This window comes from Pseudomonas sp. NPDC090201 (assembly GCF_044746825.1).
GTDB classification, from domain to species: domain Bacteria; phylum Pseudomonadota; class Gammaproteobacteria; order Pseudomonadales; family Pseudomonadaceae; genus Aquipseudomonas; species Aquipseudomonas putida_AD.
This window is the reverse complement of sequence record NZ_JBIVCX010000001.1, coordinates 1,051,214-1,076,363: the sequence shown is the minus strand read 5'-3', so window position 1 is coordinate 1,076,363 and position 25,150 is coordinate 1,051,214. Positions and strand designations below refer to the sequence as shown.

Genomic DNA, 25,150 nt, shown 5'->3' with positions numbered 1-25,150 from the left:
CTTTACGTTAACGGCTCGAACCTGCGCTGTATAGCGGCGACGCGTCGCCAACATGCCAGCCACAGACAATCAGCTAGACGAGTCGACCCAATTGAAGGTCACGGAGTTCATTCTTGCTCATGCGTGAAACCCCTGTATTCATCGACGGCCCAGTGGGCCAACTCGAAGCCCTGTACCTTGACCTGGAAGGGGCCAAGGGCGTGGCGCTGATCTGCCATCCTAACCCGGTTCAGGGCGGCACGATGCTCAATAAAGTGATTTCTACCCTGCAGCGCACAGCCCGTGACGCAGGATACGTTACCTTGCGTTTCAATTATCGCGGCGTCGGTCAAAGTGCCGGCAGTTCCGACATGGGCCAGGGCGAGGTCGATGATGCCGAAGCCGCCGCCACCTGGCTGCGTGAAAAACACCCCGATCTGCCCATGACCCTGTTCGGTTTTTCCTTCGGCGGATTTGTTGCGGCAACCCTGGGCGGGCGTCTGGAAGCCAAGGGCGAAACCCTGGCGCATCTGTTCATGGTCGCACCCGCTGTCATGCGCATTGCCGACCCGAGCGCGCTGGCGCAAAACGGGCCGTTGACGCTGATCCAGCCGGAAACCGACGAAGTGGTCGACCCGCAACTGGTATATGCCTGGTCCGACGCACTCTCGCGCCCCCATGAGCTGCTGAAAGTGGCAGAATGCGGACACTTTTTCCACGGCAAGCTGACCGATCTGAAGGATCTGGTCCTGCCGCGCCTTTCGAACTGATCGCAGCACCCAAAATAAGCGACTAGCCATGACCACTCGTATCCTGACCGGCATCACCACCACCGGCACGCCTCATTTGGGCAACTACGCGGGCGCCATTCGCCCGGCCATCGTCGCCAGCCGCCAGAGCGACGCCGATTCGTTCTACTTCCTGGCCGACTACCACGCCCTGATCAAGTGCGATGACCCGCTGCGCATCCAGCGCTCGCGTCTGGAAATCGCCGCGACCTGGCTGGCCGCCGGCCTGGATGTCGATCGCGTGACTTTCTATCGCCAGTCCGACATCCCGGAAATCCCTGAGCTGACCTGGCTGCTGACCTGTGTCGCGGGCAAGGGCCTGCTCAATCGTGCCCACGCCTACAAGGCCTCGGTGGACAAGAACGTCGAAAATGGCGAAGACCCGGATGCGGGCATCACCATGGGCCTGTTCAGCTACCCGGTGCTGATGGCGGCTGACATCCTGATGTTCAATGCCCATCAGGTGCCGGTCGGCCGCGACCAGATCCAGCACGTGGAGATGGCCCGCGACATCGGCCAGCGCTTCAACCACCTGTTCGGCAAGGGCAAAGAGTTTTTCGTCATGCCCGAGGCGCTGATCGAAGAGAGCGTGGCGACCTTGCCGGGCCTGGACGGTCGCAAGATGTCCAAGAGCTACGACAACACCATCCCGTTGTTCAGCAGCGCCAAGGAGATGAAGGAGGCGATCTCGCGCATCGTCACCGATTCGCGCCTGCCGGGCGAAGCCAAGGATCCGGACAACTCGCACCTGTTCACCTTGTATCAGGCGTTCGCCAGCAAGGAGCAGAGCAACGAATTCTGCGCCGACCTCCTGCAAGGCCTGGGTTGGGGCGATGCCAAGCAGCGCCTGTTCCAGCTGCTCGACAGCGAGCTGGGCGAGGCCCGCGAGAACTACCATCGTCTGATTGAACGCCCGGCCGATCTGGAGGACATTCTGCTGGCCGGTGCGCAGAAAGCCCGCCGTATCGCCACGCCGTTTCTGGGCGAGCTGCGCGAAGCGGTTGGCCTGCGTTCGTTCCGTGAAACCACGCAAACCGTCACCGCTACAAAGAAGAAGGCCAGCAAGGGCGCGCGCTTCGTCAGCTTCCGTGAAGACGACGGCAGCTTCCGTTTCCGTCTGCTGGCGGCCGATGGCGAGCAACTGCTTTTGTCGCGCAACTTCGCCGACGGCAAGGCAGCCGGTGCGGTGACCAAGCAGCTGCAGCAAGGCGGCGAGCTGGACATTCGGACAGAAGGCAGCGCTTTCACGGTCTGGCTGGAAGGTGCATGCGTGGCGGACAGCCCGGCATTCGCCGATGCCGCAGGTCGCGATGCCGCCATCGAAGCCCTGAAACTGGCCCTGGCGCCACAACAGGATTAATTGCCATTACAACGGTCCATCGCTACAGTGTCGGCCCGTTTTTGCTCCCTAGCTAAAGACCATGACGCCCCTAGAAAGCTACCAGAACGACCTCAAGAAACCTGAATTCTTCCACGATGCCGCTCAGGAAAACGCTGTGCGTCATCTGCAGCGCCTGTACGACGATCTGGTCGCGGCCCACGAGAGCAAGCCGGGCCTGTTCGGCAAACTGTTCGGCAAGAAAGATGCGACGGTCATCAAGGGCCTGTATTTCTGGGGCGGCGTAGGCCGTGGCAAGACCTACCTGGTCGACACCTTCTTCGAAGCGCTGCCGTTCCAGGACAAGATGCGCACGCACTTCCACCGCTTCATGAAGCGCGTGCACGAGGAAATGAAAAACCTCAAGGGCGAGAAGAACCCGCTGACCCTGATCGCCAAGCAATTCGCAGGCGAAGCGCGGGTGATCTGCTTCGACGAATTCTTCGTTTCCGACATCACCGACGCCATGATCCTGGGCACGCTGATGGAAGAGCTGTTCAAGAATGGCGTGACCCTGGTCGCGACCTCGAACATCGTGCCGGACGGCCTCTACAAGGACGGCCTGCAACGTGCGCGCTTCCTGCCGGCCATTGCGCTGATCAAGCAGAACACCGACATCGTCAACGTCGACAGCGGCGTGGACTATCGCCTGCGCCATCTGGAGCAGGCCGAGCTGTTCCACTTCCCGCTCAACGAAGTCGCCCACGAAAGCCTGCGCAAGAGCTTCCGTGCACTGACTCCGGAATGCACCCAGGCGGTCGAGAACGACGTGCTGATGATCGAGAACCGTCCGATCAAGGCCCTGCGCACCTGCGACGACGTGGCCTGGTTCGAATTCCGCGAACTGTGCGATGGCCCGCGTAGCCAGAACGACTACATCGAGCTGGGCAAGATCTTCCACGCCGTGTTGCTCAGCGGCGTGGAGCAGATGAGCGTCGCCACCGACGACATCGCCCGCCGCTTCATCAACATGGTCGACGAATTCTACGACCGCAACGTCAAGCTCATTATCTCGGCGGAAGTCGAGCTGAAGGACCTGTATTCGGGCGGCCGCCTGAACTTCGAATTCCAGCGCACGCTCAGCCGTCTGCTGGAAATGCAGTCCCACGAGTTCCTGTCCCGGGCGCACAAGCCCTAGAAGCAGCGCCAAGTTTCAAGCGGCAAGCTGCAAGAGGGCGCGCCGCTTGTAACGTAGCAGCACGGCTTGCCGGCGGGAGCGATCTTTCGGACGCCCCCGCCGGCAAGCCGTGCTGCTACGGGATGTGTGTCGATACCCGAAAGATCGCCACCGTCCGTAGGAGCGCGCTTGCCCGCGAAAGCGTCCAGTCAGGCGATGATGCTTTGGCTGACAGAACGCCGTCGCGGGCGAGCGCGCTCCTACAGGCTGTTCAGGCGGCCTGCTGGAACTGCTGGCGGTATTCGTTGGGCGACAGGTCAGTGTGTTGCCGGAACAGCCGTGCGAAGAAGCTGGCGTCGTCGTAGCCCACTTCGTAGCTGATGGTCTTGATGCTCTTGCGCGAGCCTGACAACAACCCTTTGGCCGTCTCGATGCGCAGGCGTTGCAGGTAATGCAGCGGCTTGTCGCCGGTGGCGGTCTGGAAGCGGCGCATGAAATTGCGAATGCTCATGCCATGCTCGCGGGCCACGTCCTCGAAGCGGAACTTGTCGGCAAAGTGCTCTTCGAGCCAGTGCTGGATCTGCAGGATGATCACGTCCTGGTGCAGCTTCTGCCCACCGAACCCCATTCGCCCCGGCGCGTAGCTGCGCTGCACTTCATAGAGAATGTCCCGTGCCACCGTCTGCGCGACGTTGGGACCGCAGAAACGCTCGATCAGGTAGATGTACAGGTCGCACGCCGAGATGGTGCCGCCTGCGCAGTACAGGTTGTCAGCGTCGGTCAGGTGCTTTTCCTGATTGAGCAGCACTTTAGGGAAGCGCTCGGCGAACTCGTTGAAGAAACGCCAGTAGGTGGTCGCTTCCTTGCCGTCGAGCAGGCCCGCTTCGGCCAGCCAGAACACGCCGCTGGCTTCGCCACACAGCACCGCGCCCTTGGCGTGCTGCTCGCGCAGCCATGGCAGGATCTGTGGATAGCGCTGGCGCAGGGTGTCGAAGTTGTCGACGAAGGCGGGCAGGATGATGATGTCGGCGTTTTCGAGGGCGCCGTCCACCGGCAGCACGACTTCGCTGAAGCTGCGCACCGGTTGCCCGTCAGGGCTGACGAGGCGGGTTTCGAACGCGGCCTTCAGGCCCTGTCCCAACTGCTTGCCGTAGCGCAGGCTGGCCAGGTGGAAGAAGTCCTTGGCCTGGGTGAGGGTGGAAGCGAAGATCCCGTCGATCGCGAGGATGCTGACGCGCCGCAACGGCACGGTTTGCTGAATAGACATAATCTGTTGTTCTTATAAGGGAAAGTGGTCATGCAACGGCGTGATCGTCTTATTTTTTGTCGGATGTGTCCAGTGTTGAAGTCAATCGGCACGGCATAGGCTCTGGAACTCGCAGTGTCCGACAATCCCTCAAGGCCAAGGTGTCCCATGCTTCCAAGAACGCTTTTCAGCTCCGAGCACGAGCTTTTCCGCGACAGCGTGCGCAAGTTTCTCGAACAGCACGCCGCGCCGTTCCATGCGCAATGGGAGAAGCAGGGGCACGTGGATCGCAGCCTGTGGAACCGCGCGGGGGAGCAGGGCATGTTGTGTTCGCACCTGCCGGAAGCCTACGGCGGCATGGCGGCGGATTTTCTTTACACCACCGTGGTGATCGAAGAGATCTACCGCCTGGGCCTGACTGGCATCGGATTCTCGCTGCACTCGGACATCGTCGCCCCCTACATCCTGCATTACGGCAGCGAGGCCCTGAAGCTCAAGTACTTGCCCAAAATGGTCTCGGGCGAGCTGGTCACGGCCATCGCCATGACCGAACCGGGCGCAGGCTCCGACTTGCAAGGAGTGAAGACCACCGCTGTGCTGGACGGCGACGAGTACGTCATCAACGGTTCCAAGACCTTTATCACCAATGGCTTTCTGGCGGACCTGGTGATCGTGGTCGCCAAGACCGATCCCAAGGCGGGCGCCAAGGGCACCAGTCTGTTCCTGGTCGAAGCGGGCACCCCGGGCTTCGAGAAGGGCAAGCGTCTGGAGAAGGTCGGCATGAAGGCCCAGGACACCTCGGAGTTGTTCTTCCAGGATGTACGAGTGCCCAAGGAGAACCTGTTGGGCCAGGCCGGGATGGGGTTCGCCTACCTGATGCAGGAATTGCCGCAAGAGCGCCTGACCGTCGCCATCGGCGCGATTGCCTCGGCCGAGGCTGCGTTGCAGTGGACGCTGGACTACACCCGCGAGCGCAAGGCGTTCGGTCAGGCGATTGCCGATTTCCAGAACACCCGCTTCAAGCTGGCGGAAATCGCGACCGAAGTGCAGATCGGTCGGACTTTCATCGACCGATGTCTGGAACTTCATCTGGAGGGCAAGCTGGACGTGCCGACGGCGGCGATGGCCAAGTACTGGTCCACCGACCTGCAATGCAAGGTGCTCGATGAATGCGTGCAACTGCACGGCGGCTACGGCTTCATGTGGGAATACCCGATCGCACGGGCTTGGGCCGATGCGCGGGTGCAAAGGATTTATGCGGGGACCAACGAGATCATGAAGGAGATCATCGCCCGTTCACTCTGACGCCAACAACGCAACGCCAACGCCAATCCTGTAGGAGCGCGCTTGCCCGCGACCGCGGCGTGTCAGAGGCATTGATGCTGACTGACACGCCGCCGTCGCGGGCAAGCGCGCTCCTACAAGGGTATTGCGTCAAGGCGCAGGGTTCGGCTGATCCTTGTGAATCGCCTCGATCCCGGCCAGCACTTCCTCGGACAACACCAGCTCAGCGCTCGCCAGGTTGCTTTCCAGCTGCTCCAGCGTGGTCGCGCCAATGATGTTGCTGGTCACGAATGCACGGCTGGTGACGAACGCCAGGGCCATCTGCGCCGGGTCCAGGCCGTGCTGCTGTGCCAGCGCCACGTAACGGGCGCAGGCCGCCTCGGACTGCGGGTTGAAATAGCGGGTGAAGCGGCTGTACAGGCTCAGGCGCGCATGGGCCGGGCGGGCGCCATTGGCGTATTTGCCCGAGAGCATGCCAAACGCCAGCGGCGAGTAGGCCAGCAGGCCGCACTGCTCGCGAATGGCGACTTCCGCAAGGCCCACCTCGAAGCTGCGGTTGAGCAGGTTGTACGGGTTCTGGATCGATACCGGGCGGGTCAGGCCGTGGGTGTCGGATTCAGCGAGAAACTTCATGGTGCCCCATGGGGTTTCGTTGGACAGCCCGACGTGACGGATCTTGCCGGCCTTGACCTGTTCGTCCAGGGCCTGGAGCACTTCCAGCAACGGCGTGAAGTATTCCTCGGAATGGTTGTAGCCCAGCTTGCCGAAGAAGTTGGTGCTGCGCTCCGGCCAGTGCAACTGGTACAGGTCCAGGTAGTCGGTCTGCAGGCGCTTGAGGCTGGCGTCCACGGCCGCAACGATATGGTCGCGGTTGAATTTCAGCTGGCCGTCGCGAATGTAGTCGATGCCGTTGCCGGGGCCGGCGATCTTGCTGGCCAGGATCCAGTCGGCGCGGTCACCGTTCTTCTTGAACCAGTTGCCGATGATGGTCTCGGTGCTGGCATAGGTTTCTTTCTTCGGCGGGACGGGATACATCTCGGCGGTATCCATGAAATTGATACCTGCCGCCTTGGCGCGTTCGATCTGGGCAAAGGCCTGGGACTCGCTGTTTTGCTCGCCCCAGGTCATGGTGCCCAGGCAGATGGCGCTGACATTGAGGTCGGTTCTGCCCAGTTGGCGATAGTCCATGTGGCTCTCCTGATCAAAAGAGCCATAAAAGCAGGTTGAAATTTTTTTCGCAATCTGCATAATTCCGCAGCTCTTCGTCACGGGAGTGATGCCCCGCGACCAAGACTCCGCTGCGATCGAACGCGCTGACCCGAGCCCCCTATAGCGTTCGTGCCCGGCGGCCTTTGACTTGTCAAAGACCGTACTATCGAGTATGCTCCGCCGTCTATTTTTTCAGGCGGCCTTTGAGGCTATAAAGAATGAAAACTTTTACCGCTAAACCGGAAACAGTAAAGCGCGACTGGTTCGTCGTCGACGCTGCTGGTCAGACCCTGGGTCGTCTGGCCACTGAAATCGCGAGCCGTCTGCGTGGCAAGCACAAACCGGAATACACTCCGCACGTTGACACCGGCGACTACATCGTCGTGATCAACGCTGAGCAAATCCGCGTTACTGGTGCCAAAACCTCCGACAAGATCTACTACTCTCACTCCGGTTTCCCGGGCGGGATCAAGTCGATCAACTTTGAAAAGCTGATCGCCAAAGCTCCTGAGCGCGTGATCGAGACCGCGGTCAAAGGCATGCTGCCTAAGAACCCGCTGGGTCGCGACATGTATCGTAAGCTGAAAGTCTATGCGGGCGCTGCTCACCCTCATACTGCTCAGCAGCCCCAAGAACTGAAGTTTTAACGGAATAGTTCATTATGTCGGCGACTCAAAATTACGGCACTGGCCGTCGCAAGACCGCAACCGCACGCGTTTTCCTGCGTCCGGGCACCGGTAACATCTCGATCAACAACCGCTCCCTGGATTCGTTCTTCGGTCGCGAAACTGCCCGCATGGTAGTTCGTCAGCCGCTGGAATTGACCGAGACCGTTGAGAAATTCGACATCTACGTCACCGTCATCGGCGGTGGTGTGAGTGGTCAAGCTGGCGCAATCCGCCACGGTATCACCCGCGCTCTGATGTCCTACGACGAAACCCTGCGCAGCGCTCTGCGCAAAGCTGGTTTCGTTACTCGCGATGCTCGCGAAGTTGAACGTAAGAAAGTCGGTCTGCGTAAAGCGCGTAAGCGTCCGCAGTACTCGAAGCGTTAATTCGCTTTTCGTTCAAAAAGAACGCTCAGTTTCCTCACGGAACTGGGCGTTTTTTTATGGGCGTCTATTATTGGGTGTGACGACTGGTCTCATCCGTGGATGCCCCGTTCCATAAGGCCTCCCCGTTTTCGCCAAATGGCAATACCCTTGCGGATAGAAGGGCCTTTGCTTACATTTGGCAGGATTTTTTTGACAGCTAGAAAAATAATTCAAAGGGATGCCTGACCAAGCAGGCCTCTAAAAGCTGATGGGAGAGGACGGAATGAGCAATGACGGCGTGAATGCAGGCCGGCGTCGCTTCCTTGTCGCGGCCACATCTGTGGTCGGCGCTGCAGGAGCGGTGGGGGCTGCGGTCCCGTTCGTGGGGTCATGGTTTCCCAGTGCCAAAGCCAAGGCGGCGGGCGCACCCGTGAAGGTCAACGTCAGCAAGGTCGAGCCAGGCCAGCAGATGATCGCCGAATGGCGGGGCCAGCCGGTCTTCATCGTTCGTCGAACGCCCGAAATTCTCACCAACCTGACCAAGATCACCGGTCAGCTCTCCGATCCCGAATCCAAGAATTCCGTTCAGCCTGCGTACGTGGACCCCAAGGTTCGCTCGATCAAACCCGAGCTGCTGTTGCTGATCGGCATCTGTACCCACCTGGGCTGCTCGCCCACGTTTCGCCCTGAAGTGGCCCCCGCAGACCTGGGCAAAGACTGGGTCGGCGGCTACTTCTGTCCTTGTCACGGCTCCCATTACGACCTGGCCGGGCGCGTCTACAAGGCGCAACCTGCACCCCTGAATCTGCCAGTGCCGCCGCATTCCTACGAGTCGGACTCAATCATCGTCATCGGCGTCGATCAGGAGAAAGCGTAATGAGCAAATTCATGGACTGGATCGATGCGCGCTTCCCTGCGACCTCCATGTGGGAAGACCATCTCAGCAAGTATTACGCCCCCAAGAATTTCAACTTCTTCTACTTTTTCGGCTCGCTGGCGCTGCTGGTGCTGGTCAACCAGATCGTCACCGGCGTGTGGCTGACGATGAGCTACACGCCCTCGGCGGAGGAAGCGTTCGCCTCGGTCGAGTACATCATGCGCGATGTCGAGTACGGCTCGATCCTGCGCCTGCTGCACTCCACAGGGGCTTCAGCGTTCTTCATCGTGGTCTATCTGCACATGTTCCGTGGCCTGCTCTATGGCTCGTACCAGAAGCCACGGGAGCTGGTGTGGATCTTTGGCATGCTGATCTACCTGGCGTTGATGGCAGAGGCGTTCATGGGCTATCTGCTGCCATGGGGGCAGATGTCGTACTGGGGTGCGCAGGTCATCATCTCGCTGTTTGGCGCGATCCCGGTGATCGGCAATGACCTGACCCAGTGGATTCGCGGCGACTACCTGATTTCCGGGATCACCCTGAACCGCTTCTTCGCCCTGCATGTGGTGGCGTTGCCCATCGTGATTCTCGGCCTTGTGGTGCTGCATGTGCTGGCGCTGCACGAAGTCGGGTCGAACAACCCCGACGGCGTCGACATCAAGAAGCTCAAGGATGAAAACGGCAAGCCGCTGGACGGGATCGCCTTCCATCCCTACTACACGGTGAAGGATATCGTCGGCGTCGTGGTGTTCCTGTTCATCTTCTGTTCGATCGTGTTCTTCTTCCCGGAGATGGGCGGCTACTTCCTCGAGAAGCCGAACTTCGAGCAGGCCAACGCCTTCAAGACACCAGAGCACATCGCCCCGGTATGGTACTTCACGCCGTTCTACGCGATCTTGCGGGCCATCCCTGACAAGCTCATGGGAGTCATGGCCATGGGCGCGGCGATCGCGGTGCTGTTCGTGCTGCCCTGGCTGGACCGAAGTCCGGTCAAGTCCATGCGTTACAAAGGCTGGCTCAGCCGGATCTGGCTGCTGGTGTTCTGCGTGTCGTTCGTGATCCTGGGGATTCTCGGCGTGCTGCCGCCCAGCCCTGAGCGCGCGTTGCTGTCGCAGGTGTGTACGTTCCTGTACTTCGCCTATTTCATCCTGATGCCGTTCTACACGCGGATGGAGAAGACAAAACCGGTTCCGGAAAGGGTGACTGGCTGATGAAAAAATTATTGGCTGTTTTCATTCTTTCTGCCTTGCCTGTGCTGTCCTTTGCCGCCGAACACGGTGGACCGGAGCTGGAAAGCGTCGACATCGACGTCTCCGACAAGGTGGCCATGCAGGACGGCGCCCGCACCTTCGCCAACTATTGCATGGGCTGCCACAGCGCCAAGTTCCAGCGTTACGAGCGGGTCGCGGATGATTTGGGCATTCCCCACGAGATGATGCTCGAGAAGCTGGTCTTCACCGGTGCCAAGATCGGCGACCACATGACCGTCGGCATGCAGTCGGCAGACGCCAAGGCCTGGTTCGGCGCAGCGCCGCCCGACCTGACCCTGGTTGCCAGGGTACGGGGCACCGACTGGCTCTACGGTTACCTGCGTTCGTTCTACGAGGACCCGGCACGGCCTTGGGGCGTGAACAACAAGGTCTTTCCTAACGTGGGCATGCCCAACGTGCTGGTGGGGCTGCAGGGCCGCCAGATCATCGGCTGCAAGCAGGTCCAGGCGGTCGAGGATGGCAAGAAGCAGTTCGACCCGCTGACCGGCTCGCCACTGACCCATGAAGCCTGTGATCAACTGACCATCGTGCCCAAGACCGGCACGCTCACCGAAGAGCAGTTCGATGAGAAGGTGAAGAACCTGGTGACATTCCTGGCCTACTCGGCCAACCCGGTCAAGCTGCAACACCAGCGCATCGGCACCTATGTGCTGTTGTATCTGGCGATCCTGTTTATCTTCGCGTACCTGCTCAAACGTGAATACTGGAAAGACGTTCACTGACTTCGCGCCAGTGATGAAGTAGATGGAACGCGCTCTGAAGAGCCTCATTCGGGCAATGGACGCAGAGCGGGTATAGTGGCGGGCGAAAGATTACGGAATTTACCTTGAGTAAATGCGCTATCTTGTCGCCCGCGACGAACACCCGCTGATTGTGGATGTTGCCGGAGGCGCCTTCAGGGCGCGTTCGTTTTTCTGCTTCTGAATATTTAACAAGCGAGGAGGATCACCATGGGCGTGACCAATCGGTTGGCCTGTTACTCCGACCCCGCCGACCACTATTCCCATCGCGTGCGCATTGTGCTCGCCGAGAAAGGTGTCAGCGCCGAGATCATCGATGTCGTGGGAGGTCGCCTTCCGCCGCAACTGGTCGAGGTCAATCCGTACGGCAGCACACCGACACTGGTCGATCGCGATCTGGCGTTGTACGAGTCGACAGTGGTCATGGAATACCTGGATGAGCGTTACCCGCATCCGCCTTTACTGCCGGTTTATCCCGTTGCCCGGGCCAACAGCCGCCTGCTGATCCATCGGATCCAGCGCGACTGGTGCGTCCTGGTGGATGTCATCCTGGATGCTCGCAGCAAAGAAGCTGCCCGCACTCAGGCGCGCAAGGAGTTGCGCGAAAGTCTGACCGGCGTCTCGCCACTGTTCGCGGAAAAGGCTTTTTTCCTCAGTGACGAGCAAAGTCTGGTCGACTGCTGTCTATTGCCCATACTCTGGCGCCTGCCGATTCTGGGTATCGAGTTGCCGCGGCCTGCCAAGCCGCTGCTTGATTATATGGAGCGCCAGTTTGCGCGTGAGGCATTCCAGGCGAGTCTGTCTGCTGCCGAACGCGACATGCGCTAAAGGCTTAAGGAAACATTCGATGAACTCCAGTCGCCCCTATCTGATCCGTGCTCTCTATGAGTGGATCGTGGACAACGATTGCACGCCGCACATCCTGGTCAACGCCGAGTACCCGGCGGTGCAAGTCCCGCAAGGTTTCGCCAACGACGGACAAATCGTCCTCAACATCTCGCCAAGCGCCGTGCGCCACCTGCACATGGACAATGACGCGGTGAGCTTCGAAGGCCGTTTCGGCGGTGTGCCGCACAGCCTGTATGTGCCGGTCGCTGCGGTCATGGGGATTTACGCCCGGGAAAACGGCCAGGGCATGGTCTTCGACCTGGAGCCTGCCGTGGACGACGATGATGATCTGGATGTCGAAGACGACATGCCGCCACCGGACGACGAACCGCCACGCCCGAGCGGCCGGCCGAGTCTGAAAGTGGTCAAGTAACCCGACTGCGCGGTAATGAAAAAGGCGATCCCGAGGGATCGCCTTTTTTGTGATCGAAACAAATGTGCTGCTTGTTCGCGTAGCAGTCCGGCTTGCCGGCGACGGCGATCTTGAAACCGCTGTCGCCGGCAAGCGGAGCGCCGCCCGGCCGTCCTGCTACAGGGGCGTAGCGATACCGAGGCTGTTTAGTCGATGTACTCGAACAGCTTCACGATCTTCTGCACGCCACCTACGCCCTGCACCAGGTTGGTGGCGCGGGTGGCTTCGGCCTGGGTCAGCAGGCCCAGCAGGTAGACGATGCCGTTCTCGGTCACGACCTTGATGCGCGAGCCCGGGATGGCGCTGTCGGTGAGCATCTCGGTCTTGATCTTGCTGGTCAGCCACGCATCGTTGCTGCGCGCCAGCATCGAGGAGGGCGCGATGACCTGCAGCTCGTTGTTGACCTTCTTGACCTTCTGCACCTGGGCGGCGGTCTGCTCGGCCAGTTGCTTGAGGTCGGCGCGTGGGGTCTGGCCGGCCAGCAGCACGATGCCGTTGAAGCTGGTCACCACGATGTGCGAATTGTTGTCCAGATCGGGGCTGGCCTTGGCGATGTTGACCGCGGCCTTGGTTTCGATCAGCGAGTCATCGATCTTGCTGCCGAAGGTGCGCGTACCGCGATCGTCGTCGATTGGCGCTTCGCGGCTGGCGTTGATCACCGAGCTGCATCCGCTGACGCCCAGGCACAGTGTCAGGGCCAGCAGGCTGAGACGTTTGGATATCATTCTTCACTCCCGAACAATTGGCTGTCGATCAGATCGCAAAGGCAATGGATCGACAGCAGGTGGACTTCCTGGATACGTGCGGTGACCTTGGCCGGGACGCGGATCTCAACGTCCTCGGGCAGCAGCAGCGAGGCGACATCGCCACCGTCGCGACCGGTCAGGGCTACGACAATCATTTCCCGATCATGTGCCGCCTGGATCGCCTGGATGATGTTGGCCGAGTTGCCGCTGGTGGAAATCGCCAGCAACACATCGCCGGGCTGGCCCAGGGCGCGGATCTGCTTGGAAAAGATTTCGTTGTAGCTGTAGTCGTTGGCGATCGAGGTGATGGTCGAGGTGTCCGTCGTCAGCGCGATGGCGGGCAGGCTCGGGCGTTCACGCTCGAAGCGGTTGAGCAGCTCCGACGAAAAGTGCTGGGCATCGCCGGCCGAGCCGCCGTTGCCGCAGGCGAGCATCTTGCCTTCGTTGAGCAGGGCGTTGACCATCACCTGGCTGGCTTGCTCGATGTGCGGTGCAAGAACGTCCATCGCCTGTTGCTTGGTATCGATGCTGGCCTGAAAAAGCTGGCGAATTCGGGATTGCATGTCCATCTATGAAAACCTTAATAGGGGCGGCTGGTCGGGCGACGTCTGAAAGAGGTCATCGGCTTCCCGGCACAAAACTGTGCAGCCCGCAAAGCAAAGAGCAAATCAGTGTGAAGAGTGGTGTCGGCGAACAGGTTCGCAGATGTGGGCTTCAACGCGTAGTCAGGTGTCGAACGCATTCTGCACCCAGTTCGTTACAGGCCCCGCTCCCGGCTCGCCGTTGATGGCGACGACATCGAATCGGCAGGGGGAATCTGCCCATTTCGGTTCGGTCTGCAAGAACCATTGTGCAGCCAGGGTGAGCTTTTCCTGCTTGCGAACATCGACACTTTCCATCGCGCCACCGAAGCTGGCGTGGCGCCGATAGCGAACTTCGACGAATACTACTGTATCGCCGTCGAGCATGACCAGATCAAGCTCGCCGCGTTTGCATGACCAGTTCTGTGTAATCAGTTGCAAACCTTGTTGCTGCAAGTGTTGCAGGGCGTGGGCCTCGGCCTCTCGCCCTGCGGTCTGGCGCGTGCTGCCTTGGGTCAAGGCGTGGTGTCCGGCAGGCGCTGGACGCGACCGTCGACGAACTGGGCCCATGGCAACTGACGCTCGATACGCTGGCCCTGACCGATGGCCAGGCTGCCGGACAGGCCGTCGATGCGGCTCTCAGGCAGGGTCTTGAGCTGGGTCAGGCGCGGCGCCAGGCGATAGGCATCGATGCCCATGGCGTACAGGCGACCCAGGCTGCCGGCGGCTTGAGGCCACTGGGTGGTGACTTGCTGGCGCAGCGGGTCGGTGGCGTTGAGCAGCCAAGGGGTTTCGCAGAAGCGCACGCCGGCCAGGTCGTTGTACATCGCCTGGTCGCCGCTGTTGGTGAACAGGTGCGAAGTCGCATAGACAGGCACGTCACCGGCGTACTGGAAGACCATGGTCGGTTTGATCTGCTGGGCCTGTTGCGGGGTCGCGGCCAGGAACATGAAATCGACATCCTGGCGGCGGCTTGGCTGTGCGGCCATCTGTGCGCCGGTGGTGCTTTGCAGGCGCTGGGCGCGGCCTTCGCTGTTGCGCAACTGGAACAGGTCGGCGACTTGCTGGGCCAGGGCTACAGGCTGGTCGATGCGTTCGACACCCAGCAGGGTGCCGCCCTTGGCTTGCCAGCTCTGGCGGAAGGCGTCGAGCACGCGGTCGCCCCATTCGCCTTTCGGCACCATGGCGACGGCGCTGCGTTTGCCGTCAGCCCAGGCGCGACGGGCCACTTCACGGGCTTCGTCTTCCGCTGCCAGGCCGAACTGGAACAGCTCGGCCGGACCTTGCGCGGTCGAGTCGCTGTAGTTCAGGGCCAGGGTGGTGATAGGCAACTGCGGATGAGCGCTGAGCTGTTTGACCAGCGGTTTTTCCAGCGGGCCTACCACCATCTGTACGCCAGCGGCCTTGGCCTGGGCGTAGAAGGCATCCATCGAGGTCACGCGGGAGCTGTCGAACACTTCGATGGCAGGCGGCTTCTGGCCGGCCTGTTGCGCCTGATAGTGCGCAGCCATGAAGCCGTCACGCAGGGCACGGGCGACCGAGGCGAGGGGGCCGTCTTGCGGCAGCAGCAGGGCGATCTTGGTCAGCGGCTGGCTTTTCAGGTCGCGCAGTTGAGCGAGCGACGTCGGCAACTGACGTGCGGCAGGGTGCTGCGGGTTCTGCGCTTTCCAGTTGTCGATGGCCGCCTGTTGTTGTTCCAGCGTACCGGCACCCTTGACCGCGCGGGCCAGGCTCAGCCAGCCGCCCATGTCATCGGTGGCGTTGCTTTGCAGTTGCTCGGCAGGCAATGCCGCGACCAGGGTCCAGATCGCATCGTTGTTGGCGCTCAGGGCGTCGCCTTGCAGCAGCGGGCCCATGAACACGCGCTCGCTGGCGGCGGCGAGGGTCTGGCCATCAGCTTCCAGGGCGCGAGCGCGAACGGTGTGGGTGCGGGTTTGCAGGTCCACCGGCATTTCGGCCAGGTGCTGCAGGCTCGGGTGGTTGAGGGCGGTCAGCGCAGCCTTTGGCTGGCTGCGGCCCAGGGCCAGTTCGGCGGACAGGGTGTTGGCGTAGATCTGCTTGTCCGTCTTGAGCTGATCCATCTGGACTTGCTCAAGAATGCTCGCTGCACGGCTCGGGTTGTTCTGGCGTGCGGCCAGGTCCGCGGCGGTCAGCCTCAGCAGTGCGGCCTGATCGGGCGTCTTGGCGCTCGACGCCTGTTCGAGCAGTTGCTCGATGGTGGCGTCAGGGGTGCGTGGCAACTCGCCAAGGCTGGAGGAGGGCGAACTGGCGCAGGCGGCCAACAAGGCAGCCAGGCAGAGGGCAGAGAACAGCCGCAGGCAAGCGATCATGTATATGTTCCTGATACTTGAGCAAATAAGAGTGGAATTGTACCCAAGCACTGGCCGGGGCGCGACGTTGGAGGTATCAAAGCTGCGATATTGACCATGCAGATGGGCAATTGTGCGCACCGCGTGGTGGAATTCCCTGACAATGGCAGCCGATATCAATGTATGAGCGGATGTGTGGGTGCATTTTCCAATCTCCCTGTCTGGATCCCCTGAACCTGTACAATGCAGGTTTTTACCCCACATGAGGTGCGCGTTTTGACTGCTCCAGGTGCTTTGAATTCCACTACAGGCTCGCTTTATGTGGTGGCCACGCCGATTGGCAACCTGGACGACATGAGCGTGCGAGCACTGAAAGTATTGCGCGAAGTGTCATTGATTGCCGCCGAAGATACCCGGCATTCATTACGCCTGATGCAACATTTCGGCATAGCGACTCCGCTGGCTGCGTGCCATGAACATAACGAACGCGAAGAGGGCAGCCGATTCATCACCCGCCTGCTGGCCGGTGACGACGTCGCGCTGATTTCCGATGCGGGCACGCCACTTATTTCCGATCCTGGCTATCACCTGGTGCGTCAGGCGCGGGCGGCGGGCATTCAGGTGGTTCCGGTGCCTGGTGCTTGTGCCTTGATCGCGGCGTTGTCGGCGGCAGGCCTGCCGTCGGACCGTTTTATCTTCGAAGGCTTCCTGCCGGCCAAGTCGGTGGGGCGCAAGGCGCGTCTGGAACTGTTGAAGGAAGAACCGCGCACGGTGATCTTCTACGAAGCGCCGCACCGGATTCTCGAATGCCTGCAGGATCTTGAAGAAATCTTCGGTGCCGAGCGGCCTGCGGTGCTCGGGCGTGAGCTGACCAAAACCTTCGAAACCCTGAAAGGTTTGCCATTGGGCGAACTGCGGGCGTTCGTCGAAGGCGACAGCAACCAGCAACGCGGGGAGTGTGTGGTATTGGTTGCAGGCTGGAGCGAGCCTGAGGGCGAGGACGTGATCGGTGCCGAGGCGCGGCGCGTGCTGGACCTTCTGCTGGAGGAAATGCCGCTCAAGCGCGCGGCTGCTTTGGCCGCTGAAATCACCGGCGTGCGCAAGAATCTGCTGTACCAGGTGGCCCTCGACAAGCAAAAGGGCGAGTGATCGCCATCCGTCAGCCCGTCACTCAATAGTGCCCCAGGCTTATTAATGCTTGTTCTTGAGCCTGCCAGCCATTAACCTTGGCGGCGGAGAGTCGATTGGACAGTCGCTGCCTTTCATTGTTCCGCAATGAAGGGGGGAGGAAAGTCCGGGCTCCATAGGGCGGAGTGCCAGGTAACGCCTGGGGGGCGCGAGCCTACGGAAAGTGCCACAGAAAATAACCGCCTAAGCATTTCGGTGCCGGTAAGGGTGAAAAGGTGCGGTAAGAGCGCACCGCACGGCTGGTAACAGTTCGTGGCTAGGTAAACCCCACTCGGAGCAAGACCAAATAGGGTTCCAAGGCGTGGCCCGCGCTGGAACCGGGTAGGTTGCTAAAGATGTCCAGTGATGGCCATCGTAGAGGAATGACTGTCCTCGACAGAACCCGGCTTACAGATCGACTCTCCACCTTTTCCCCTCTCCCTGCTTTTTTCTCGCATTTCTATCTCGCTTTCTTTGTCAAAATCCTCCCCTCGTAATGCCGAAAAAATCTTAAACCTCACAAAACACTTTAAGTTCGAACGCCATCTTTCTGAATATTTTCGGATTTATCTGTAGTCCCAATCCGAAATTTTCGGAAACTCCCGCACAACCTCTCCTAAATCTCCGTTCTGTAAGGGTTTTCCTTAAGAAGTTGCCTTGACGGTGTGGTGGGCGCATTCCTATAGTGTGCGCAAGTGGCGGAAAGTGGCGTGAAGTGGGTTTTTTGAGCGCAAAAAGATAATATTCGGAGAAAGCGCCTGTGTTCCGTGGTGCAAACGCAATCAATCTCGACGCAAAGGGCCGTCTCGCTATGCCGAGCCGGTACCGTGACGAGCTCGATTCGCGTAGCTCCGGCCAGTTGATTGTGACCATTGATACCGTTGACCCGTGCTTGTGCATCTATCCGCTTCCGGAATGGGAACTGATCGAGGCCAAACTGCGCGAGCTTGCAACATTCCGTGAAGAAAACCGTCGTCTGCAGCGACTGTTGATCGGTAACGCGGTTGATCTGGAACTCGACGGCAGTGGGCGCTTTCTGGTGCCGCCACGTTTGCGTGACTACGCCAAGCTTGATAAGCGAGTGATGCTGGTTGGCCAGCTCAACAAGTTTCAACTGTGGGATGAGGACGCCTGGAACGCACTTGCTGATGCGGACCTTGCGGCCATTCAAAAACCGGGCGCGATGCCTGATGAACTGCGTGATTTGATCCTGTGACTATGAATAGCGGCTTTACCCACATCACCGTACTGCTCGAAGAAGCCGTCGAGGCTCTCGCGGTGCGCGCCGATGGCTGCTATCTGGATGGCACGTTCGGACGGGGCGGGCACAGCCGCCTCATCTTGCAGAACCTGGGGCCGGACGGCCGGCTCCTGGGGTTCGACAAGGATCCTCAAGCGATTGCCACCGGGCAAGCGCTGGCGGCCGAAGACGGCCGCTTTGTCATTGTGCAGCGCAGCTTTGCAGAATTGGGCTCCGAGGCTCTGGAACGCGGCATAGCGGGCAAGGTCAGCGGAATCCTGCTCGACCTTGGCGTCTCCTCGCCACAACTCGACGATCCTGAACGCGGCTTCAGTTTCATGAACGACGGCCCGCTGGACATGCGCATGGACCCGTCCCGAGGGATCAGCGCCGCCGAGTTCGTCAATACTGCGCCTGCCGAAGAAATCGCCCGCGTATTCAAGGAATACGGCGAAGAGCGTTTTGCCAAACGCATGGCCGGCGCTGTCGTCGCACGTCGCGAAACCCAGCCTTTCGAACGTACCGGCGATCTGGCCGAAGTGTTGAAAGTCGCCAACCCTGCGTGGGAAAAGGGCAAGAACCCGGCAACCCGCGCGTTCCAGGGCCTGCGCATTCACGTCAACAACGAACTGGGCGATCTGGAAGCTGGCCTCGAAGCCGCGCTGGACGCGCTGGAAGTGGGCGGCCGTCTGGCGGTCATCAGCTTCCACTCGCTGGAAGACCGCATCGTCAAACTGTTCATGCGCAAGCTGGTCAAGGGCGAGGCCGACAACCTGCCACGCAACCTGCCGGTCCGTCACCAGGCTTTCGAGCCGCGCATCAAGCTGATCGGCAAGGCGCAGTTCGCCTCCGATGAAGAAACCCGCGCCAACCCCCGTTCGCGCAGTGCTGTCATGCGTGTCGCGGAGAAACTCCGGTGAGCCGCGGATTCTTCAAGCCATTGCCAGGCGGCAGCTTCTTCATGCTGCTGTTGTTCATTGCCGTCCTCGTGTCGGCAATCGCCGTTTCCTACAGCGCGCACTGGAACCGTCAGCTCCTGAACTCGTTGTATTCCGAACTCAGCGTTCGCGACAAGGCGCAGGCCGAATGGGGCCGCCTGATTCTCGAACAAAGCACCTGGACCGCTCACAGCCGGATCGAGGCGCTGGCCACCGATCAACTGAAAATGCGCATTCCCAATGCCGCCGATATCCGGATGGTGTCGCCATGATGAAGCTTGACGGCGCACTCTACCCATGGCGGTTCCGCCTCGTGGTCGGCCTGTTGTCGGTCATGGTGCTGGCTATTTCCTATCGCATCGTCGATCTGCAGGTCATCGACCGTCGCTTCCTGATTGAACAGGGCGATGCGCGCAGCCTGCGTACCGTGTCCATTCCTGCGCACCGTGGCCTGATTACCGACCGCAACGGCGAACCGCTGGCCGTCAGTACCCCGGTGACCACCATCTGGGCCAACCCGTCCGAAATGCAGGCCGACAAGAGCAAGTGGGGCGTGCTGGCCCAGGCCTTGGGTCAGGACCCGAAAGCCCTGGCGGACCGCCTGAACGAGCAGGCCAGCAAGGAATTCATCTACCTGGTTCGCGGCCTGACCCCGGAGCAGGGCCAGTCGGTGCTCGACCTCAAGGTGCCGGGCGTCTACGGCAAGGAAGAGTTTCGGCGTTTCTACCCTGCCGGTGACGTGACGGCGCACATGGTCGGCTTCACCGACCTGGACGACCACGGCCGCGAAGGGGTTGAACTGGCCTACGACGACTGGCTGGCCGGCGTGCCGGGCAAGCGGCAGGTCATCAAGGACCGGCGCGGCCGGCTCATCAAGGACCTGCAAGTGAAGAAAAACGCCAAGGCTGGAAAGACCTTGGCTTTGTCTATTGATCTGCGCCTGCAATACCTGGCGACCCGCGAGCTGCGTAACGCGATTCAGGAAAACGACGCCAAGGCCGGCAGCCTGGTGATCATGGACGTGAAGACCGGCGAAGTGTTGGCCATGGTCAACCAGCCGACCTACAACCCGAACAACCGTCGCACCATGGTTCCGGCGGCGATGCGTAACCGCGCGATCATCGACGTGTTCGAGCCAGGCTCGACCATGAAACCGATCTCCATGACCGCAGCCCTGGACAGTGGCCGCTGGAAACCCAGCGACAAGGTCGAGGTGTACCCGGGCACCCTGCAGATCGGCAAATACACCATTCGTGACGTGACCAAAACCGAAGGTCCGATCCTCGACCTGACCGGCATCCTGATCAACTCCAGTAACGTTGGCATGAGCAAGGTCGCATTCGACGTCGGCGGTGAAGCGATTTTCCGTGCGATGCAGCGTGTGGGCCTTGGCCAGTACACCGGCCTGGGCTTCCCGGGCGAGCGCGTGGGCAACCTGCCGAACTACCGCGAGTGGCGCAAGGCTGAAACCGCGACCCTGTCCTACGGCTACGGCCTGTCGGTGACGGCGCTGCAACTGGTGCACGCCTACTCGGCGCTGGCCAACAACGGCAAGATCGTCCCGCTGACCATCCTGAAAACCGACAAGCCGTCCGAGTCTACCCAGGCGATTCCGGAAGCCACCGCGAAGACCCTGCAAGGGATGCTGCAGCAAGTGATCGAAGACCCGCGTGGCGTATACCGTGCCCGCGTGCCGTCGTACCACGTCGCTGGCAAATCGGGTACCGCCCGTAAGACGTCGGTCGGCACCAAGGGCTATGCCGAGAACTCCTATCGCTCGCTGTTCGCAGGCTTCGGCCCGATGAGCAACCCGCGCTACGCCATCGTGGTGGTGATCGACGAACCAAGCAAAGGCGGCTACTTCGGTGGTCTGGTTTCGGCACCGGTGTTCAGCAAAGTGATGTCGGGCACCTTGCGCCTGATGAACGTGCGCCCGGACAACCTCGCGCCGGTCCCGCCTGAACAGCAGGCCAATGCTGCGCCACCGCTCGTCGTTCCAGTCAAGGGAGGGCGCGGCTGATGCCTTTCAACCTGAGCAAGATCTTCGCCCAGAGCGACCGTGACCTGTTGATCCGTGAACTGACCCTGGACAGCCGCAAGGTGCGTCCGGGCGATCTGTTCCTGGCGATTCCAGGCCTGAAGGTCGACGGCCGCGACCACATTACCGACGCCATCGCCCACGGCGCCGCCGCCATTGCCTATGAAGTCGAAGGCGCCAAGGTGCTGCCGATCACCGACATCCCGATGATTCCGGTCAAGGGCCTGGCGGCGCAGTTGTCGGACATCGCCGGGCGTTTCTATGGCGATCCGAGCCGTGGCATGCACCTGGTCGGCGTGACCGGCACCAATGGCAAGACCAGCGTGACCCAGTTGATCGCCCAGGCGCTCGACAAGCTGGGCTTGCACTGCGGACTGATTGGCACATTGGGCACTGGTTTCTACAGCGAGCTGAAAAGCGGGATTCACACCACGCCCGATCCGATTTCCGTGCAGGCGACGATCTACGACCTGAAAAAGGCCGGGGCCAAGGCCATCGCCATGGAAGTGTCGTCCCACGGTCTGGATCAGGGCCGTGTCACCGCGCTGGCGTTCGACGTCGCGGTGATGACCAACCTGTCCCGCGATCACCTCGATTACCACGGCACCATGGAAGCCTACGCGGCGGCCAAGGCCAAGCTGTTCGCCTGGAATGACCTGCGTTGCCGCGTGGTCAACCTGGACGACGATTTCGGTCGCCGGCTTGCCGGTGAGCAGCATGCGTCGCGGCTGATCACCTACAGCCAGGAAGACAGCAGCGCCTACCTGTTCTGCCGCGATGCGGTGTTCGACGATGATGGCGTTCGCGCAACTCTCGTGACTCCGCAGGGCGATCACCTGTTGCGCAGCAGCCTCTTGGGCCGCTTCAACCTGAGCAACGTGCTGGCGGCGGTCGGCGCTTTGATGGGCCTCGATTACCCGCTGAGCGACATTCTCAAAGTGCTGCCGAGCCTCGAAGGGCCGGTGGGCCGTATTCAGCGCTTGGGCGGCGGCAAACGTCCGCTGGTGGTGGTCGATTACGCCCACACCCCCGACGCGCTGGAGAAAGTGCTGGTGGCCCTGCGCCCCCACGCCAAGGGCCAACTGGCTTGCCTGTTCGGCTGCGGCGGTGATCGCGATCGCGGCAAGCGTCCGTTGATGGCCGAAGTGGTCGAGCGCCTGGCCGACAAGGTGCTGGTCACCGATGACAACCCGCGCACCGAAGACGCCGCCCGCATTTTCGACGACATTCGCGCAGGTTTCACCTCGGCCGACAGCGTCGATTTCGTCGCCGGCCGCGGCCAGGCCATCGCACAGATCATCGCCCAGGCCGATGCCGCCGACGTGATCGTGCTGGCCGGCAAGGGCCACGAGGACTACCAGGAAATCGACGGCGAGCGCCATCCGTTTTCCGATCTTGAAGAAGCCGCCAAGGCACTGGACGCATGGGAGGCTGCACATGCTTAAGCCGCTTTCGTTCAGCGAACTGCTGCTGCCACTCGACGCGCGTCGGGTCGGCGAAGACGTACATTTCAACGGCGTCAGCATCGACAGCCGCGCCATCGAGTCAGGCCAGTTGTTCGTTGCGCTGACCGGTCCGCGTTTCGACGGCCACGATTACCTCGATCAGGTCGCCGCCAAAGGTGCGGTGGGCGCGTTGGTCGAACGTGAGGTTGCAGGCAGTGCATTGCCGCAACTGATCGTGGGTGACACCCGCAAGGCGCTGGCACAACTGGGCGCGCTGAATCGCAACGCCTTTGTCGACAAGCCGGTCGCGGCGATTACCGGTTCCAGCGGCAAGACCACGGTCAAGGAGATGCTCGCGAGCATCCTGCGCACGCGCGGCACCGTGCTGGCGACCAAAGGCAATCTGAACAACGAGCTGGGCGTACCGCTGACCTTGCTGACACTGTCGCCGGAGTTCGATGCGGCTGTGATCGAGTTGGGCGCCAACCACGTGGGCGAAATCGCGCTGACCGTGAGCCTGACCAAGCCTCACGTGTCGGTGCTGACCAACGCGGGTACTGCTCACGTGGGCGAGTTCGGCGGTCCGGAAAAGATCGTCGAAGCCAAGGGCGAGATCATCGACGGCCTCGATTCGCGCGGCACTGCAGTGCTGAACCTGGACGACAAGGCATTCGGGATCTGGGCCGCCCGTGCCGGCGCCCGCAAGGTGCTGAGCTTTGCCCGCACCAACACTGACGCCGATTTCCATGGTTCGGACCTGGGCATCGACGCCCGTGGCTGCCCGACTTTCACCCTGAACAGCCCCACTGGCTCTGCTCAGGTGCAACTCAATCTGCTGGGCGCGCACAACGTGAACAACGCGCTGGCCGCAGCGGCTGCCGCACACGCGCTGGGCGTGTCGCTGCCGGGCATCGTCGCCGGGCTGAACAACGTCCAGCCGGTGAAGGGGCGCACCGTTGCGCAACTGGCGACCAACGGCATTCGCGTGATCGATGACACCTACAACGCCAACCCGACCTCCGTGGCCGCAGCGACCGACATTCTGACCAGCTTCCCGGGCCGCAAGGTGCTGGTGCTGGGCGATATCGGCGAGCTGGGCGACTGGGCCGAGCAGGGCCACCGCGATGTCGGCGCCTATGCCGCTGGCAAGGTAGACGCGCTGTATGCCGTCGGTCCGCTGATGGCCCATGCGGTCAAGGCTTTCGGGCAGGATGCCCGCCATTTTGCAAGTCAGGCTGACCTGATCGAGGCGCTGGGCGCCGAGCAAGACAAAAACACCACCATTTTGATCAAAGGTTCTCGCAGTGCCGCGATGGAAAACGTCGTGGCGGCTCTCTGCGCAACCCAGACTTATCCCTTGAAGGCGGAGAAACATTAATGCTGCTGCTGCTGGCCGAGTATCTGCAACAGTTCTATAAAGGCTTCGCGGTCTTCCAGTACCTGACCCTGCGCGGGATTCTTGGCGTGCTCACTGCACTGTCGCTCTCGCTGTGCCTGGGGCCATGGATGATCCGTGCCCTGCAGAACAAGCAGATCGGCCAATCGGTCCGCAACGACGGTCCGCAATCTCACCTGTCCAAATCCGGCACCCCGACCATGGGTGGCGCATTGATTCTGTCCGCCATCGGTATCGCCACCCTGCTGTGGGCCGACCTGACCAACCGCTACGTGTGGGTGGTGCTGATCGTCACGCTGCTGTTCGGCGGCATCGGCTGGGTCGACGACTACCGCAAGGTCATCGAGAAGAACTCGAAGGGTCTGCCAAGCCGCTGGAAATACTTCTGGCAGTCGGTGTTCGGCCTGGGCGCGGCGATCTTCCTTTATATGACCGCACAATCGCCGGTCGAAACCACGCTGCTGATCCCGATGTTGAAAGACTTCAGCATTCCGTTGGGCATCGGCTTCGTGATCCTGACCTACTTCGTGATCGTCGGCTCCAGCAACGCGGTCAACCTGACCGACGGCCTGGACGGCCTGGCCATCATGCCAACGGTCATGGTCGGCGGCGCGCTGGGCATCTTTTGCTACCTGTCGGGTAACGTGAAGTTCGCCGAATACCTGCTGATTCCCTACGTGCCGGGCGCGGGCGAGCTGATCGTGTTCTGCGGCGCGCTGATCGGTGCGGGCCTGGGCTTCCTGTGGTTCAACACCTATCCGGCACAAGTGTTCATGGGTGACGTCGGCGCGCTGGCGCTGGGCGCGGCCCTGGGCACGATCGCGGTGATCGTCCGTCAGGAAATCGTCCTGTTCATCATGGGCGGCGTGTTCGTGATGGAGACACTGTCAGTCGTCATTCAGGTTGCATCGTTTAAGTTGACCGGCCGCCGCGTTTTCCGCATGGCGCCGATCCACCACCACTTTGAACTCAAGGGCTGGCCCGAGCCGCGCGTGATCGTCCGTTTCTGGATCATCACCGTGATTCTCGTGCTGATCGGCCTTGCCACGTTGAAACTGAGGTAACGCA

At 61.1% G+C, this 25,150-nt stretch carries 25 protein-coding genes and 1 other RNA gene; 20 read left to right on the top strand and 6 right to left on the bottom strand.

What is annotated here, in order from left to right; genetic code table 11:
• Positions 1–119 precede the first annotated feature (119 nt).
• The 3 genes from ACIPOO_RS04920 to zapE all read left to right on the top strand — a co-directional run bounded on the left by ACIPOO_RS04920 (position 120) and on the right by zapE (position 3,283).
• Entirely contained in the window at positions 120–749 is a 630-nt protein-coding gene (locus ACIPOO_RS04920) for an alpha/beta hydrolase (protein WP_400605199.1), read from the top strand.
• A gap of 28 nt (positions 750–777) precedes the next feature.
• Positions 778–2,127 (top strand): tryptophan--tRNA ligase, encoded by a 1,350-nt coding sequence (locus ACIPOO_RS04915; RefSeq protein WP_400604808.1) that lies wholly within the window; start codon positions 778–780, stop codon positions 2,125–2,127.
• A gap of 61 nt (positions 2,128–2,188) precedes the next feature.
• Positions 2,189–3,283: a cell division protein ZapE gene (zapE, locus tag ACIPOO_RS04910; protein ID WP_274136817.1), complete on the top strand. Its 1,095-nt coding sequence runs from the start codon at positions 2,189–2,191 to the stop codon at positions 3,281–3,283.
• 250 nt (positions 3,284–3,533) lie between these two features.
• Here the strand turns inward: zapE and ACIPOO_RS04905 are convergent, their stop codons facing one another.
• Positions 3,534–4,430: a GlxA family transcriptional regulator gene (locus ACIPOO_RS04905; protein WP_400605197.1), complete on the bottom strand. Its 897-nt coding sequence runs from the start codon at positions 4,428–4,430 to the stop codon at positions 3,534–3,536.
• 246 nt (positions 4,431–4,676) lie between these two features.
• Between ACIPOO_RS04905 and ACIPOO_RS04900 the strand changes: the two genes are divergently transcribed.
• Positions 4,677–5,813, top strand: a complete 1,137-nt coding sequence (locus ACIPOO_RS04900) for an acyl-CoA dehydrogenase family protein (protein WP_400604805.1) — start codon at positions 4,677–4,679, stop codon at positions 5,811–5,813.
• Positions 5,814–5,942: 129 nt separating this feature from the next.
• Here ACIPOO_RS04900 and ACIPOO_RS04895 read toward each other — a convergent pair whose 3' ends face one another.
• Positions 5,943–6,980, bottom strand: coding sequence for an NADP(H)-dependent aldo-keto reductase (locus ACIPOO_RS04895; RefSeq protein ID WP_400604803.1), 1,038 nt, complete (start codon positions 6,978–6,980; stop codon positions 5,943–5,945).
• A 239-nt stretch (positions 6,981–7,219) separates the two neighbouring features.
• On the opposite strand from ACIPOO_RS04895, the gene rplM reads away from it, so the two are divergent.
• The 7 genes from rplM to ACIPOO_RS04860 all read left to right on the top strand — a co-directional run bounded on the left by rplM (position 7,220) and on the right by ACIPOO_RS04860 (position 12,183).
• The gene (gene rplM, locus ACIPOO_RS04890) at positions 7,220–7,648 is read left to right on the top strand and encodes a 50S ribosomal protein L13 (protein WP_062384256.1); all 429 of its coding nucleotides are present in this window, start codon (positions 7,220–7,222) and stop codon (positions 7,646–7,648) included.
• 14 nt (positions 7,649–7,662) lie between these two features.
• Positions 7,663–8,055: a 30S ribosomal protein S9 gene (rpsI, locus tag ACIPOO_RS04885; protein WP_166596464.1), complete on the top strand. Its 393-nt coding sequence runs from the start codon at positions 7,663–7,665 to the stop codon at positions 8,053–8,055.
• Positions 8,056–8,317: 262 nt separating this feature from the next.
• Positions 8,318–8,911 (top strand): ubiquinol-cytochrome c reductase iron-sulfur subunit, encoded by a 594-nt coding sequence (gene petA, locus ACIPOO_RS04880; RefSeq protein ID WP_274136210.1) that lies wholly within the window; start codon positions 8,318–8,320, stop codon positions 8,909–8,911.
• Positions 8,911–10,122: a cytochrome bc complex cytochrome b subunit gene (locus ACIPOO_RS04875; RefSeq protein WP_400604800.1), complete on the top strand. Its 1,212-nt coding sequence runs from the start codon at positions 8,911–8,913 to the stop codon at positions 10,120–10,122. Before petA ends, ACIPOO_RS04875 begins: the two co-directional genes overlap by 1 nt.
• Positions 10,122–10,904 (top strand): cytochrome c1, encoded by a 783-nt coding sequence (locus ACIPOO_RS04870; RefSeq protein WP_400604798.1) that lies wholly within the window; start codon positions 10,122–10,124, stop codon positions 10,902–10,904. The genes ACIPOO_RS04875 and ACIPOO_RS04870 overlap by 1 nt, the downstream gene beginning before the upstream one ends.
• A 228-nt stretch (positions 10,905–11,132) precedes the next feature.
• On the top strand, positions 11,133–11,750 hold the full coding sequence (locus ACIPOO_RS04865) for a glutathione S-transferase N-terminal domain-containing protein (protein WP_274136204.1): 618 nt from the start codon (positions 11,133–11,135) through the stop codon (positions 11,748–11,750).
• Between the two features lie 19 nt (positions 11,751–11,769).
• Positions 11,770–12,183: a ClpXP protease specificity-enhancing factor gene (locus ACIPOO_RS04860; protein ID WP_274136202.1), complete on the top strand. Its 414-nt coding sequence runs from the start codon at positions 11,770–11,772 to the stop codon at positions 12,181–12,183.
• A 185-nt stretch (positions 12,184–12,368) separates the two neighbouring features.
• Here the strand turns inward: ACIPOO_RS04860 and ACIPOO_RS04855 are convergent, their stop codons facing one another.
• The 4 genes from ACIPOO_RS04855 to ACIPOO_RS04840 form a co-directional block, all read right to left on the bottom strand.
• Positions 12,369–12,947 (bottom strand): BON domain-containing protein, encoded by a 579-nt coding sequence (locus ACIPOO_RS04855; protein ID WP_274136200.1) that lies wholly within the window; start codon positions 12,945–12,947, stop codon positions 12,369–12,371.
• Positions 12,944–13,537: a phosphoheptose isomerase gene (locus ACIPOO_RS04850; RefSeq protein WP_120129559.1), complete on the bottom strand. Its 594-nt coding sequence runs from the start codon at positions 13,535–13,537 to the stop codon at positions 12,944–12,946. Before ACIPOO_RS04850 ends, ACIPOO_RS04855 begins: the two co-directional genes overlap by 4 nt.
• Before the next feature lie 156 nt (positions 13,538–13,693).
• On the bottom strand, positions 13,694–14,068 hold the full coding sequence (locus tag ACIPOO_RS04845) for a YraN family protein (protein ID WP_274136197.1): 375 nt from the start codon (positions 14,066–14,068) through the stop codon (positions 13,694–13,696).
• Positions 14,065–15,879, bottom strand: a complete 1,815-nt coding sequence (locus ACIPOO_RS04840; RefSeq protein ID WP_400604795.1) for a penicillin-binding protein activator — start codon at positions 15,877–15,879, stop codon at positions 14,065–14,067. Before ACIPOO_RS04840 ends, ACIPOO_RS04845 begins: the two co-directional genes overlap by 4 nt.
• 222 nt (positions 15,880–16,101) lie before the next feature.
• Here ACIPOO_RS04840 and rsmI point away from each other — a divergent pair, with 222 nt between their 5' ends.
• The 9 genes from rsmI (at position 16,102) to mraY (ending at position 25,146) form a co-directional block, all read left to right on the top strand.
• Positions 16,102–17,007, top strand: a complete 906-nt coding sequence (rsmI, locus tag ACIPOO_RS04835; RefSeq protein WP_274136194.1) for a 16S rRNA (cytidine(1402)-2'-O)-methyltransferase — start codon at positions 16,102–16,104, stop codon at positions 17,005–17,007.
• Positions 17,008–17,094: 87 nt separating this feature from the next.
• An RNA gene (rnpB, locus tag ACIPOO_RS04830) (RNase P RNA component class A) lies at positions 17,095–17,452 on the top strand.
• Positions 17,453–17,785: 333 nt separating this feature from the next.
• Positions 17,786–18,241, top strand: coding sequence for a division/cell wall cluster transcriptional repressor MraZ (gene mraZ / locus ACIPOO_RS04825; protein WP_110948512.1), 456 nt, complete (start codon positions 17,786–17,788; stop codon positions 18,239–18,241).
• 2 nt (positions 18,242–18,243) lie between these two features.
• Entirely contained in the window at positions 18,244–19,185 is a 942-nt protein-coding gene (rsmH, locus tag ACIPOO_RS04820; protein ID WP_400605195.1) for a 16S rRNA (cytosine(1402)-N(4))-methyltransferase RsmH, read from the top strand.
• The gene (gene ftsL, locus ACIPOO_RS04815; RefSeq protein ID WP_274136189.1) at positions 19,182–19,475 is read left to right on the top strand and encodes a cell division protein FtsL; all 294 of its coding nucleotides are present in this window, start codon (positions 19,182–19,184) and stop codon (positions 19,473–19,475) included. Before rsmH ends, ftsL begins: the two co-directional genes overlap by 4 nt.
• Entirely contained in the window at positions 19,472–21,223 is a 1,752-nt protein-coding gene (locus tag ACIPOO_RS04810; RefSeq protein WP_274136187.1) for a penicillin-binding protein 2, read from the top strand. Before ftsL ends, ACIPOO_RS04810 begins: the two co-directional genes overlap by 4 nt.
• Positions 21,223–22,686, top strand: coding sequence for a UDP-N-acetylmuramoyl-L-alanyl-D-glutamate--2,6-diaminopimelate ligase (locus tag ACIPOO_RS04805; protein WP_400604791.1), 1,464 nt, complete (start codon positions 21,223–21,225; stop codon positions 22,684–22,686). Before ACIPOO_RS04810 ends, ACIPOO_RS04805 begins: the two co-directional genes overlap by 1 nt.
• A complete protein-coding gene (murF, locus tag ACIPOO_RS04800; RefSeq protein ID WP_400604789.1) occupies positions 22,679–24,064 on the top strand; it encodes a UDP-N-acetylmuramoyl-tripeptide--D-alanyl-D-alanine ligase in 1,386 nt (461 codons plus the stop codon). The genes ACIPOO_RS04805 and murF overlap by 8 nt, the downstream gene beginning before the upstream one ends.
• A complete protein-coding gene (mraY, locus tag ACIPOO_RS04795) occupies positions 24,064–25,146 on the top strand; it encodes a phospho-N-acetylmuramoyl-pentapeptide-transferase (RefSeq protein ID WP_166596479.1) in 1,083 nt (360 codons plus the stop codon). Before murF ends, mraY begins: the two co-directional genes overlap by 1 nt.
• Positions 25,147–25,150: the final 4 nt, after the last annotated feature.